The organism is Microcoleus sp. w2-18bC1, assembly GCF_036700365.1.
In the GTDB taxonomy this organism is placed as follows: domain Bacteria; phylum Cyanobacteriota; class Cyanobacteriia; order Cyanobacteriales; family Microcoleaceae; genus Microcoleus.
The window spans coordinates 1-13,414 of the sequence record NZ_JAUBOS010000016.1; the positions used below are offsets into that span (position 1 = coordinate 1).

The following is a 13,414-nucleotide window of genomic DNA, read 5'->3' on the forward strand; positions in this document are numbered from 1 at the left end:
TTTAGTTACCTCAGTAGATATATTCTCTTTGTTTACTTATCTTAACATAGTTCGGTTTTTTTGCGCCGACCTACTTACAGCAATATTGTTGATATTAATGCGAAAAATTATTATATCGAAAGTAATCCTAAAATCAAAAGTTTTTCCATTGAAGGTGGCAACTGGTGTTTTTGCTGAAGTTCCTGAGTTTGTGATCGCGCAAATATAAAAGCCAAGTTGAAAAATTCTTAAGCTACCTGATTGCTACTCAAGATTTGTTCCAGCAGACAACATCCACAATTTGCGGGATGTTGGAAATCGAACAGGTGGAATTGAACCGGAAGAAGAGAGGGAACGTCAGCGCGATCGCGAACAACTAGAATTATACAAACAAAAGGAACAAGAGCAGAAATATAGCACTCAAGAACAAATGGAAATCGGCAGGAAGAACGAAGACAAATAAACAAAAAACCGGGTTTCTGCTCAAACCCGGTCACCATAAACCCAAGCAATACTAACACAGATTAAACCTCAATTTTTTAATAATTTCACCCCCATTTTCACCTTATCCAAAATCGTCTTTTGCGAGACACAAGTAATCAGACAAAGCTTGCCGCAATTCAAAGTATCGCGACGGACTTCCTGAGCTTTTTCTCCGTACCAAATCTCGCGGGCGCTGGCATTTTTCACATTACCAATTACCGGGAACTCATCGCACAATTTCACATCGCCGCGCGTATCAATCCAGTAATTGCGGAGTCCAACGCGACAAGGACGAGTTGAATCAGGAGCTGTTTCTTCGGCAAAGTGAGGAATCATCAATCGCAACACTTCATCGCTGTTCATAATCGGAGCACCGTTGTTCTTCATTTCAATTAGCTGCTCGATTACTTGTGCAAATTCCTCCATGTCTTCTTTTTCAATCCACAATTCCTCGTATGTTTCTGGTGTCCAGCGGTTGACTGGTTGGAAGTTCACCGTCGTCGCCCCAATTCCCTGAGCCCAGGTGACTATTTCCGGGAGGTGGCGGAAATTGAGTCGGTTCATTGTCGGTTTGACGTTGATCGGAAACAGGACGTTCTGTTTTTCTTGTTCTTCGCGCAGATAACCGATTCCTTTAGAAAGCCGATCGAACAACCCCGGTTGACCCCGCAAATAATCGTGCAGTTCTGCATTCGGCCCGTCAACTGACATATTCACATTAAAAGGACGAGCAGCGACAGTTTTGGCTGCGTTTTCCCTGGTCATGCAATAGCCGTTGGTGGTGACGCCGGCGTGAATGCCATTTTTATTCGCAAAGGCAAGTAAGTCTAGAAAACCTTTTTTAATATAAGGTTCGCCGCCACTAAAGTTGATTGAAAATTCGCCCACAAATTCTTTGACGCTCAAGAGGGCATTTTGCCATTCTTCGATCGTCATTTCGTCTTTATATTCTTTGAGCCGCCAATACTCGCACTGCCGGCATTTTACATTGCAGCGCTCGTTGACAATCCCGTAAAAAGTGACTGGGCTTGTCACGTCGTATCCTGTATTGATCCGCAGCGATTCGGCCACTGCACTCTTGGTGTGCTTGACGCCCAGTCTCGATAATGTTAAAGCATCCATGTCTTTTTTTCCTTACGTGTTGTTACTTAAGTCAATTTCTCGCTCCCTCTTTTGTACGTATGATTACGTATTTTTGATTGCGTATTCCTTTTGAGTACGTATGCCCCATCCTAAGTGTTTAGTTTGGGTATGGCTAGATGTTTGTCAAATATTTATAATATTAAAACTTGTAACATATTAGTATTTCCAATTAATTAAGCAGATTTTTGTCTCCAAACATGAACGATGCTTAATAATTGCCAAAATATAGGGGTTTAAGATTGACTTAATTTAATAATTTTAGTTTTTGTTTAAATTGTGTTAAATAACTTAATATCAGCCCTCAGTAAAATTACTTACGCAAACAGTATCAATAATTTATTGTTATAGTGAAATGAGCAGCCATTACAGCAGTTAACTTCACACAAGCTTTACAATATGGGAATTTAAGTATTTACACGGCAAAAAATGGCGACAAACATGGGACGATATTTGCACGTACTGAAATTGTTCTGGGGTGCGGCGATCGCAGCCGAACTAGAATACCGAATCAACTTTGTCCTCGCGGCCATCAGCAGCCTCGGAAATCTTGCGGGCAGCTTGTTTGGGCTATTTTTGTTCTACCGTACCGGTTACACGTTTTCTGGGTGGAAATGGGAAGAAGCCTTAGTTGTACTCGGTATTTTCACCATTTTGCAGGGGTTTTCGTCAACGTTTCTCGCACCTAATCTCAGCCGTATTGTCGATCGAGTCCAGCAAGGTACTCTCGATTTCGTACTCCTCAAACCCATCAGTTCCCAATTCTGGCTATCTGCAAACACAGTTTCGCCTTGGGGAATCCCAGATTTAATCTTGGGAACAGTATTGCTGCTGTATGCTGCTAACAAATTGGGAGTAGCAATCGGCAACTATTTTTTAACAGCAATACCGCTGTTATTCGGAACTATTACTCTTTACAGTATATGGTTTATGTTAGGGGCAACCAGCATTTGGTTTGTCAAAATTTACAATGTTACCGAAGTTCTCGAAGGATTGTTAGAAGCGGGTAGATTTCCCATGGCAGCTTATCCTGCAGCTTATCGATTTTTCTTCACTTTCGTAGTTCCCGTTGCCTTCTTGACGACGGTGCCTGCAGAAGCCATGCTGGGGAGAGGTGAGATCGTTTGGATCGCAGGGGCGGGAATATTGGCGATCGGGCTGTTATTTTTCTCCCGCTACTTCTGGCAATTTGCCCTCCGCTTTTACACCAGCGCTTCCAGCTAGTTAAGTAGGTAGGTAAACTGCTGCACATCTAGATTGTTTATTAGGTTTGAGAGGGAGAGAATTTGACACGGGAATAGGAAAGTGAAATCTACATTTTCAAGGCAAAACAGCTTATCTAAAAAATATTTTACTCTATTTACTTAGATAGTTAAATAAATGTAATATTTCAACCTATCCTGGAAATGTAAACTGGAAATAAACCACGCAAACGCAGGCAAACCAATGAAAAGAAAAAAACTGGGTAACAGTAATTTTACTATCAGCGCGATCGGTCTTGGAGGTATGCCAATGTCCTTAAGCGGCCGGCCGCCAGAATCGCAATCAATTGCGGTAATTCACCGCGCCCTCGATTTGGGTGTCACCCTAATTGACACCGCAGATTCCTACTGCCAAGATCAATCCGACAAACACCACAACGAACACCTGATTGCCAAAGCTTTGGAACAGTATAGCGGAGATGTTAGGGCCGTTACAGTGGCCACTAAAGGTGGCTTAATGCGGCCTCAAGGTGCGTGGACGCGCAACGGCAATCCCCATCATTTACGCAAGACAATTCGGGAAAGTTTTGAAGCATTAGGCGGCAAGGAACCGATCGACCTTTGGCAATATCACTCGCCCGATCCCGCTTATACCATCGAAGCAGCCCTAGCACCCGCAAAAGAAGCCGTAGAAGCAGGAATGATTCGGTTTATTGGAGTTTCCAACTTTTCTGTAGAGCAGATCAAACGCGCCCGCGATACAGTAGAAATTGTCTCTGTTCAGAATCAATATAATCCGTGGCACAGACAGCCAGAATCAGACGGCGTACTGGAATATTGCGAAACCGAAAAACTGACATTTTTTCCTTGGAGTCCTTTAGGAGGAAGCCGTCGCGCCACAAGCTTGCAAGATATGCCCGCGATCGCCAAATTAGCTGCAGAAAAAAACGTTTCAGTTTATTGTATAGTATTAGCTTGGTTGATGGCTCAATCGCCCTGCGTCGTTCCGATTCCCGGTGCGACCAAAGTATCGAGTATTGAGGACTCTGTGCAGGCGCTCGAAGTTAAATTGACTGACGAGGAATTGCAACAAATTGCCGTAAGTTAAGTAGATAAGGGCAAAAAAACAATAGAACAGGCGAGATGCCTGTTCCACAAAGAGAACTTTATTGTGGGGTGGGCATCTTGCCCGCCCCTGAAAGCGGGATTTAATGAGTAAAGTTGACATTTTTTGAGGAATTGGGTTTTATGGAAGCTAATCAAGTGAATGCCGATCGAGACGTAGCAATTGAACATCAAAACGTACCTGTCGCCCATGAAGGACTGCACAACTTTTTATACAGTTCCGACTCAGAACACAGCGCAGCAGCGACTATTTCTGAATTAGAAAATGACGGCACGCAAGTAATGTCGATCGATACATGGCGCGATTTGGCAACTAACGCGAAAGTCGCCGGCGTTTACGCTGTAATGGACACTTCCCGCAACACTCAGTTTATAGGTTATTCGCGAAATATCCTGCTTTCGATCAACGGTCACATTGCCCAAAATGGCGTTGAAAATTGCGCTTTTCTGCGTGTGCAAACTTTCAAATTCCCAAAGCGGGAAGAAATGGAAAGTTTGCGGGATGCTTGGATAGCAGAAATTGGCAGCATTCCGCCTGGAAACGGTGCTGAAAGCGAAATGTGGGCGGCTACGGTAGGTCAAGCTGCGCGCGCTGCTATGTCTGCTGAGGAACAAAAAGCTTATGAAGAAAAAAAGCTAAAATTACGCAAAGCAATGGCAGATTCCACTCTTACCAAAGAGTTAGAAACAGCCGCCAAAAGTGATGGCGAACAGGCTAAGGATTTGGAAGCTGCTGTTAACAATGATGACTGGAGTGCGGTGATTCAATCCCAAACACAGGAAACAAAATCCGGTTCCTAAATTGGAAAAATGTTTGTAGTGCTGATATCTTGTACTATTGTTAGAACGGGCAAGATGCCCGTTCCACAATATATCAATTTTATGGTGGGGCGGGCATCTTGTCTGGGCAAAATACTCAATCTTAATCCTCAACAACTGCTCGGAATTAATGACTAACTTTTCGTTCAGTAACTAAAGTCAAACTTACCCATTCACCCCGATCGTTGTAACTGCGAATCATCCGAAACCGCAAGTCAGGTTCTACCAACCAACCAGCCTCGAAAAATATAGGTTTTCTGGATTCAATCTTGACAGGTAAAGTGCAAGAACCACCGTCAGGAAGCAGCACAACTTGCACGGGCATAGCACCTTTGTTAAAATTTAATACAGAACCGTCAATGCTGGCGCTAGAACTGATAACAGTAGCATTACTGCCAAAAGTAATTTTCTGCACTAGGCGATCGCTACTTTCCAAATGCAATTGTAAATTGGTAGAATAAAAGTCAGGAGAACGCGAATCTGGATACATTGTCACGGCCTCGCCCTGCCACTCTCCGAGCAAATCTTCAACAGTTAAAGGCGGACGTTCGGGGACATTTTTATCCGGCTGTTTTTCCCGAATTAAGGTAAGTTTGGATAAATTGCCGTCGGTATTGTATGTCAGAGGGAAGCGCAATCGGCGATAATTGTAGATAAAACCAAACTCGGCACCGCACTCAGAATAAGGCGCTAGTTGAATAGTTCCCTGACAAAAAGCTCCATTCTCAAAAAACAGGATATCTCGTCCCAAACTTTGATATTCTCGAACAAGTTCGCTCACTTCCGGTTCGCCGACACCGCTAGGATTTGGGGAAAAACGACGGAGTTTCAATCGCACTGTTTTGTTGTCATTGAAACCTTCGAGAGAAATAATGCTAGGAGTATCTTGAAGTACCTCTCCTCGTGGCGATAACTGGGTAAAAGAACCGTGCCATTCTCCCAAGTTTTGCAGAAAGTTTTCCCATTGTGATACCATATTTTTACTTTTGGATATATGTCTAAAAATAGAATTATAACTCTGCTGACGGATTTTGGATTAAGCGATGTTTATGTGGGAGTGATGAAAGGTGCGATCGCCCAAATTAACCCGCAGTTAAAAGTCATTGACATTACGCACCAAATACCATCTCAAAATATTGCGGCGGCGAGGTTTTGTTTGATGACTGCTTTTGCTTATTTTCCGCCGGAAACCGTACACGTTGCTGTCGTCGATCCGGGGGTGGGAAGCAAGAGGCGCCCGGTGGCGATTAAATGTGCTAATTGCTTTCTTGTCGGGCCGGATAACGGGTTGTTTAGCGGGGTGTTGAGTCGGGAAAGTGCGATCGCCTCTGTCGAACTCACGAATTCTCAATACTGGCGATCGCCTCAACCCAGCAGCACTTTCCACGGTCGCGATATTTTCGCTGCTGCGGGCGCTCACTTGGCGAATGGGGTGGCGTTGGAAGAGTTGGGGGAAAATCTCGACCCTGCAAGTTTAGTACAGTTAGAGATACCAAATTGTGCGGTTACAGCCACAGGTTTAGAAGGCAGCATCCAATATGTCGATCGCTTTGGTAATCTAATTACTAATATCCCCAATAATTGCATTATAGGTAATAATTGGTCAGTAACAATTAGCAATAGTTCTGATGCAATTCGCATCCCCAGCGGTAAAACCTACAGCGACAGCGAACAGGGAGATTTGATTGCCATAACTGGTTCTGACGGTTGGGTAGAGATTGCCGTTAATGGCGGCAGCGCTCAATCAGTATTAAAATTGGAATGCGGAGCGATCGTGCAATTGCTTTTTGAAACAAACAATTAAAACCATCTTTTTCAGTCCCTCTCTGCTGGAAATTGGTTCGTGTAGAAGCGATTTCAATATACTGTTTAATATCTGAATAAGAATTTGACTATTTAGCCAAATTAACAACAATAATTATTAACTTCAAAAAGGAGCCTATTTTGAGGTAAAATCACTCCTGATGCTTCCTCAGTTAACAATTCGTTGTATATTGTATTCGCTTCACCAAAAGATTCTTGAGGCAAAAATCTAAATATTGATGCAGCAACATATTGTTTTTCTTTTTCAAAGCTTATCCAGTTTCTTGATAATTGTTCTGCTGCATAACCCGTAGTATTAGAACCCGAGAAAATATCTACTACCAAGTCTCCCGCTTCAGTAAGAAAATTTATAAAAAATGACGGTAATTTTTGGGGAAAACGTGCCGGATGCGCCTTAACATTAAACTCTTTGCACCAACGCAAGTATTGAGAATTACTTTCCGAATTAGAAATTTCTAGCAAATTAGATGGAATAGCACCTCCGTTATCTTTGGCAAATCGATCGCTAATATTGTGACCGGAAGGACGTTCTTTGGGGGTGTAAAATTCATCAGCATTTTTTAAAAGTTTTTTCATTCTCTCAGAATACTCTACTTTGACTTTAGTAATATTCGCTTGAGGCTGATTAGTTTTGGAAAGCCACCAAACAGTATTCACTGAATCTTTAGCCCGGATTTTCTTTTTATTCACCCACTCTATAGGAGAAGGAAGTTTGGAAGGATTAAACCAGAAAAACTCTTGAGCAAGTTTAAATCCATACTCGTCGCATAACCTAATAAGGACGCGGTAATTATACAGCGACCGTACAGGTATTCCTTTTTGATAAGCACCTCCAAGGTCTATAACAAAACTTCCAGTATCCTTAAGAACTCTTTTAATTTCCGGAGCAAAGCCCAGCAGCCAATCAACATATAAATCTTGATCTTCATTTCCATAACTCTTTTGGCGTTGCAATGCAAAAGGAGGGGACGTAATCAACAAATCTACAGAATTGCTAGCCAGACTATTCAGGAGATGAAGAGAATCTCCCAAATAAGATTGACCGTATTGGGTGGTGTAAATTGGGGTGGGCAAAATGTTACTCATGCTTAATTTAGATTAGTTTAAGGTACAACAGACACAGCCTACTGTCATTATATCAAAATCCGTACTCTTAGTTCTACTAAATCCGTACTTTCAGTACGTTGTTTTATCAAAAAATTCTTCGTACCATTCAAAAAGCGAACTTTCAGTTCGTTTTTATGAATTGGGAGGGGTATGAATTACAAAGCAGCCAGACAACAATTTGCGGCCAAGGTAAGTCAGTTACGCAGAGAAAAAAGGATGACACAGGACGAGTTAGCAGAACTCATAGACAAGACTACTGACTATATCAGCTTATTGGAACGCGGTGAAAGATCGCCATCCTTTGAAGTTATTTTCGCTCTAGCTGAAGCGCTTGATGTACCCGCTACTTATTTAATCAGTTTTAGCCAAAGCGGCGAGAGTACAGCTCTCATTAGCACCCTAATAGCTGAACCAGTTTCTCCGTCAGTTGTAGAGCCTGTTGAAGAGGCTGTTACCACGGAAGCAGAACGCATTTCAGATGCTAAACGGCTAGAAAATGCTATGAAAAGCATCCAAGAATTGCAAAATCTGGCTAGTGAATATGGTATTGCGGATATTTTTCAAGATAACGGGGGAAAGACCTTACAGTTATTAATCCTTTTAGGGTTGCGGATATCGCCGGGACGTGAAGGAAACGATGCTATTGATGCTGAAGGAAAAGAATACGAACTTAAAACAATAAATATTGCTCTCAATAGAAGCGGTGGGGTCACTACTCACCATCATTTGAATGAAATTATACTTGACAAGTATCGCAGAGTAGAAGCTTGGTATATTGGACTGTATGAAGGCATAACTCTCAAAGAGATTTATAAACTTACACCTGAAATGCTGGAACCTAAGTTTAAAGAATGGGAAGAAAAGGTGAGGCTAAGAAACGAGCCGCTCAACAATCCTAAAATTCCCTTAAAGTTAGTAAAAAAAGGGCAACTTGTCTACTCTTACAGTAAATAATAGTTGCCCGATAGTGTTTAAAGGGGATTAGGTTGTGTTTGTGTAGAAACGATACGTTGCCTACAGGTAGCGACTTTTACACTCAAGCTACCACGAAATTAACCAACTTTCCCGGCACCACAATTACCTTTTTAATCTCCTTACCTTCAAGGTGACGCTTAGCCAATTCCGACTCGCGAGCAAACTTTTCCAACGCAGCTTTATCAGCACCAGAAGGCACTTGAATTGTGCCGCGAGTCTTGCCCATAACTTGAATTACCAGCGTAATTTCATCGGTAATTAATGCAGATGGATCGACACTCGGCCAAGTTTGCGTATGCACCGATTCACTGTTACCAGTATTATGCCACAATTCATCAGCAATATGCGGCGCAAAAGGCGCTAACAAGCGAATCAAAGTGTTAATTCCTTCTGCATAAATTGGCGAATCTTTACATTTAGCATCATTCAAAGCATTGCTGAGTTTCATCATTTCAGAAACAGCAGTATTGAACTGATAATCACCCTCCAAATCTTCGCTCACTTCCTTAATGGCAGTGTGAATTGCCCGCCGCAAATCCTTCTCAGATTTACTTAACACCTCTTTCTCCCCCCCTTGGCAAGGGGGGGCTGGGGGGGGTGAACCAAACTCTGTCACCACGCGCCAAACGCGATTTAAAAAGCGAAATTGCCCTTCCACATCAGCGTCGTCCCACTCCAAATCCTTCTCTGGCGGCGCTTTGAATAAAATAAACATCCGCGCCGTATCTACCCCATATTTGCTCATAACTTCCAAGGGGTCAACGCCATTGTATTTTGATTTAGACATCTTCTCGTAGAAGACTTCCAAAGCTTCGCCAGTTTGAGGATCTCTGGGATTTGCGGGGTCTATATCTGCTGGGGGAACGTATTTGCCAGTAACAGGATTTTTATAGGCCATTGCTTGCACCATGCCTTGAGTTAACAGGCGTTTAAATGGTTCGTCACAATTAATCAAACCCCGATCGCGCAAAACCTTGGTAAAGAACCGCGAATACAGTAAGTGCAAGATGGCGTGTTCGATGCCGCCGACATATTGGTCTACGGGCATCCAATCATTAGTTTTCGTACTGTCGAAGACTTGCTCTTGATTTTGAGCATCGGGATAGCGCAAGAAATACCACGAAGAATCTATAAAAGTATCCATCGTGTCTGTTTCCCGCTTCGCCGCAGTGCCGCAACTCGGACAAGGAACGTTTACCCATTCTTCCATCTTTGCCAAGGGCGAACCTTTGCCCGTAAATTGTACATTCTCCGGCAACAAAACGGGCAAATCCGATGCGGGGACGGGGACTGTTCCGCAGGTGGGACAGTGAATTACGGGAATCGGAGCGCCCCAATAACGCTGTCTAGAAATTAACCAATCTCTCAAGCGGTATTGGATTCGGGCTTTGCCATAACCTGCATTTTCGGCATGGTGAATAATCGCTGCTTTGCCTTTAATTGAATCCATGCCGTTGAAGCTTTCGGAATTAATCATAATTCCTGGTTCTGTGTAAGCTTCGGTCAGCGGAACTTCATCATCATCTACAATTACTACTTTAATTGGCAGTTGATATTGATTGGCAAATTTGAAATCTCGCGTGTCGTGGGCGGGTACTCCCATAACTGCGCCGGTGCCGTATTCGTACAGCACATAATCGGCAATCCAAATGGGAATTTCTTCGCCGCTGAAAGGATTGATTGCTTTGCCGCCTGTGGGGATGCCGCGCTTTGGTTTGTCTTCGGCTGTGCGATCGATCTCGCTTTGAGCGGCGACTTCTTTGATGAAGGTTTCTACGGCGGCTTTTCTGTCTGCAGTTGTCACGCGCTGAGTTAGTGGATGTTCCGGCGCTAAAACAAGGTAACTGACGCCGTAAACTGTATCGGGACGTGTGGTGAAAACGGCGATTTTTTCATCCATTCCGACAATGGGAAATTCTAAGTAAGCGCCGACTGATTTGCCGATCCAGTTGGCTTGCATTAATTTGACTCTTTCTGGCCAATCTGGCAATTTGTCTAAGTCGTTTAATAACTGTTCGGCGTAATCGGTAATTTTGAGGAACCACTGCCGCAATAATTTGCGCTCGACTTTGGCACCGGAACGCCAGGAACGACCTTCGTTATCTACTTGTTCGTTTGCTAAGACTGTTTGGTCTATGGGGTCCCAATTAACAGCGGCTTCTTTTTGATAAGCTAATCCGGCTTCTAAAAATTGCAAGAAAATCCATTGAGTCCACCGATAATAATCGGGAGAACAAGTTGTAACTTCTTTTGTCCAGTCGAAAGAAATACCCAGGCGGCGAAATAAGCCTTTCATTTGGGCGATGTTTTGATAAGTCCATTGTGCAGGAGGAATTCCTCGCTCGATGGCAGCATTTTCTGCGGGCAAACCAAAAGCGTCCCATCCCATCGGATTCAATACCCGATAACCTTGCATTCGCTTGAGTCTGGCAATTACATCAATGATTGTGTAGTTGCGGACGTGGCCCATGTGCAAGTTTCCCGACGGGTAGGGGAACATGGATAAGGCATAAAATTTAGGCTTTTGCGTATCTTCTGGCATCTGGTCTAAGTTTTGCTCAGCCCATGTCTGCTGCCATTTTTCTTCTATGGATTGGGGGTTATATCTGGAATCCACAACAATTGCTCCGTGCAGGGTTTAGTAATGTTTGCTTCAGTATTTTTACACATTCAAGGGGCCTCGATTCTGATTTTTCTGAGCTCCAAGGATTTTGGCTCAAATCTATGTATTATATATTGTAGTATATGTAATTTTAACTGGGGGGCGATCGACCAAATATCCCCGTTCGCCCTGAAAAAAGTAAATAACTGCAATCCCCAGAAACCAGATTTCTTTGACAAACCGGGTTTATTCTCCTGGTTCGAGCTTAGATGCTATCTGGATCGATGTTCAATTCGCGCAGTTTGGCGGCTAAACGTTAGGCTTTTTGAGCTTCTTGTTCGGCACGCTGCGAGGATTCTTCTGCGCGCAGAAATTGTCTTTCTGCACGCAGAAATTCTTGTTCGGCGCGCAGAAATTCTTGTTCCGCACGCCGTCGCTCTAATTCTCGCTGTTCATCTAATTCGGAATAGGAAAGAAACTTTTGTCCATCAGGTCGATAAATTTCTAACCCTTCCGATTCTAACTCAAACCGCACTCCCAATCTTGGACTTATCCAGCCCTCCATCGGTTCAATCACTTCTAACATTCCTTCAATTCTCTGCCAACCTGTTAACTCATTTTTTGCGGGATCATAAAGGTAATACTCCTCGACTCCGTAGCGATTGTAAAATGAAAATTTTTTGTTCATTTTTATTTGGCTGTCGCTGAAAGAGCGAATCTCAAACACGACTTGAGGAGGAATATTATCTTCACGAAATTGTAGATAAGAACGCCGATCGCCCTTTGGCCTCCCAAATACCACCATTACATCGGGCGCTTGAGAAATATCTGTTCTACCTTCAACCGGATACCACAGTAAATCGGCTGCTATAAATACGTTTGGGTCATCTTTCAACAGCGACTCGCAACCTTATTTGATTGTGACAATTAATTTGTATTGAATTGTGCTATCTGCCATCGGCTGACCGTCGCTGCCTGGATAAATAATTTCTTCGGTTGTGACTTGCATTGTGGTTGTCTCCGAGAAGTATCTCAGCTTAATTATACTATTGTTTGAAACCGCTATCAGCGCCGGAAATGGCACTGCTAGTTTCCTACTAACAGAATATTTAAAATAGCGAGCAGCGGCGCTTCAAAGCTGCTTGTAAAAGAGTGTTGTACAGTTTTTCCTTAACAGTATAAGCTCCGAATCTTTCCAAGTGCGGATTGTTCATTTGAGCGTCGAACATCAGATAAGATCGATCGCGCAATCTCTCCACCAACTTCACCATCGCCACCTTAGAACCCTCGGGAATTCGGTAAAACATCGACTCCCCAATAAACGCACCGCCGATCGACAATCCTAAAATACCACCCGCCAATTCGTCCCCGCACCAAGTCTCGAAGCTGTAAGCCCAACCGGCCTCATACAAACCCCAGTAAATCTTCTTGAGCTCCTTAGAAATCCAAGTCGTTTCGCGATCGGCACAACCCTCAACCACCGCCCCAAAATCGCGGTTCACAGCCACCGAAAATCGATTTTGATTGATTTGGCGACGCAGGGATTTCGGATAGGTAAATCTTTCATCCAGGGGAATCAGCGCCCGCTGCCGACTCGAATACCACCCCAAACTTTCCTCGCCGTCATTTGCCATCAAGAAGTAGCCTTGGGCATATCCTTGTATAATTGTCGGTATATCATATTGCATATATTTATCAGTTGTCATTTCTCAGTTAACTTTTCAAAGTCAACATTAGCAATTAGGAATAATCATGTCTGAAACCATTGAACCTATTACCTTACCGCCCGCCAAAAACCCCGAACAAGAAGGCCAATGGCTGCAACAAACGCTGCTGGCTTGGCTAGACTCCGAGTTTATCCCAGAAGCAGCCAACCAGCAAATAGCTAAAAGAGCTGCCCAAATCTATGTCCGCCAGCGCATGGAAGGCGAAAATGACGTGGGCAGCCTCGTAATTGCGATCGTCACCGAAATGCAGGCCTATGATTTTTCTAAAAGCTTCTACGGCGAATTTGCGATCGCCAACGCCGTCAGCGACTTGTTACTCGAAAGTCTCGGCATCGATAAATGCTGCGGCCAGTGAAGCAAGAAGGAGGAAAATATAACTCATAAGTCTGAAACAAAAATCAACCCCAAACCTAATCCTGCCGATTAATTGT

At 43.5% G+C, this 13,414-nt stretch carries 12 protein-coding genes and 1 pseudogene; 7 read left to right on the forward strand and 6 right to left on the reverse strand.

The genetic code is table 11. The annotated features are described in order from the left end of the window. Positions 1 to 280: 280 nt before the first annotated feature. On the forward strand, positions 281 to 442 hold the full coding sequence (locus tag QT979_RS11675) for a hypothetical protein (RefSeq protein ID WP_333212266.1): 162 nt from the start codon (positions 281 to 283) through the stop codon (positions 440 to 442). A 68-nt stretch (positions 443 to 510) separates the two neighbouring features. Here QT979_RS11675 and QT979_RS11680 read toward each other — a convergent pair whose 3' ends face one another. Then, the gene (locus QT979_RS11680; RefSeq protein ID WP_333212268.1) at positions 511 to 1,584 is read right to left on the reverse strand and encodes a radical SAM protein; all 1,074 of its coding nucleotides are present in this window, start codon (positions 1,582 to 1,584) and stop codon (positions 511 to 513) included. 447 nt (positions 1,585 to 2,031) lie between these two features. Here QT979_RS11680 and QT979_RS11685 point away from each other — a divergent pair, with 447 nt between their 5' ends. The 3 genes from QT979_RS11685 to QT979_RS11695 all read left to right on the forward strand — a co-directional run bounded on the left by QT979_RS11685 (position 2,032) and on the right by QT979_RS11695 (position 4,730). Then, the gene (locus QT979_RS11685; protein ID WP_445304778.1) at positions 2,032 to 2,826 is read left to right on the forward strand and encodes an ABC transporter permease; all 795 of its coding nucleotides are present in this window, start codon (positions 2,032 to 2,034) and stop codon (positions 2,824 to 2,826) included. 222 nt (positions 2,827 to 3,048) lie between these two features. Then, a complete protein-coding gene (locus tag QT979_RS11690) occupies positions 3,049 to 3,912 on the forward strand; it encodes an aldo/keto reductase (RefSeq protein WP_333212270.1) in 864 nt (287 codons plus the stop codon). Positions 3,913 to 4,052: 140 nt separating this feature from the next. Then, positions 4,053 to 4,730 (forward strand): GIY-YIG nuclease family protein, encoded by a 678-nt coding sequence (locus tag QT979_RS11695; RefSeq protein ID WP_333212272.1) that lies wholly within the window; start codon positions 4,053 to 4,055, stop codon positions 4,728 to 4,730. Between the two features lie 145 nt (positions 4,731 to 4,875). Here the strand turns inward: QT979_RS11695 and QT979_RS11700 are convergent, their stop codons facing one another. Next, complete coding sequence (locus QT979_RS11700) at positions 4,876 to 5,724, reverse strand: DUF3598 family protein (protein WP_333212274.1); 849 nt, start codon at positions 5,722 to 5,724, stop codon at positions 4,876 to 4,878. Positions 5,725 to 5,742: 18 nt separating this feature from the next. Between QT979_RS11700 and QT979_RS11705 the strand changes: the two genes are divergently transcribed. Continuing rightward, positions 5,743 to 6,552 (forward strand): SAM-dependent chlorinase/fluorinase, encoded by an 810-nt coding sequence (locus tag QT979_RS11705; protein WP_333310040.1) that lies wholly within the window; start codon positions 5,743 to 5,745, stop codon positions 6,550 to 6,552. A gap of 101 nt (positions 6,553 to 6,653) precedes the next feature. On the opposite strand, the gene QT979_RS11710 is transcribed toward QT979_RS11705, so the two are convergent. Next, on the reverse strand, positions 6,654 to 7,658 hold the full coding sequence (locus QT979_RS11710; RefSeq protein ID WP_333310042.1) for a site-specific DNA-methyltransferase: 1,005 nt from the start codon (positions 7,656 to 7,658) through the stop codon (positions 6,654 to 6,656). A gap of 171 nt (positions 7,659 to 7,829) precedes the next feature. On the opposite strand from QT979_RS11710, the gene QT979_RS11715 reads away from it, so the two are divergent. Then, the gene (locus QT979_RS11715) at positions 7,830 to 8,633 is read left to right on the forward strand and encodes a helix-turn-helix domain-containing protein (protein ID WP_333310044.1); all 804 of its coding nucleotides are present in this window, start codon (positions 7,830 to 7,832) and stop codon (positions 8,631 to 8,633) included. A gap of 82 nt (positions 8,634 to 8,715) precedes the next feature. Here QT979_RS11715 and leuS read toward each other — a convergent pair whose 3' ends face one another. The 3 genes and pseudogenes from leuS to aat form a co-directional block, all read right to left on the reverse strand. Further along, positions 8,716 to 11,271, reverse strand: a complete 2,556-nt coding sequence (gene leuS, locus QT979_RS11720; protein ID WP_333310047.1) for a leucine--tRNA ligase — start codon at positions 11,269 to 11,271, stop codon at positions 8,716 to 8,718. Positions 11,272 to 11,572: 301 nt separating this feature from the next. Next, positions 11,573 to 12,265: pseudogene (locus QT979_RS11725) on the reverse strand (Uma2 family endonuclease). Between the two features lie 100 nt (positions 12,266 to 12,365). Then, on the reverse strand, positions 12,366 to 12,962 hold the full coding sequence (gene aat / locus QT979_RS11730) for a leucyl/phenylalanyl-tRNA--protein transferase (RefSeq protein WP_006633846.1): 597 nt from the start codon (positions 12,960 to 12,962) through the stop codon (positions 12,366 to 12,368). A gap of 46 nt (positions 12,963 to 13,008) precedes the next feature. Between aat and QT979_RS11735 the strand changes: the two genes are divergently transcribed. Next, a complete protein-coding gene (locus QT979_RS11735) occupies positions 13,009 to 13,338 on the forward strand; it encodes a hypothetical protein (RefSeq protein WP_190740107.1) in 330 nt (109 codons plus the stop codon). Positions 13,339 to 13,414 lie beyond the last annotated feature (76 nt).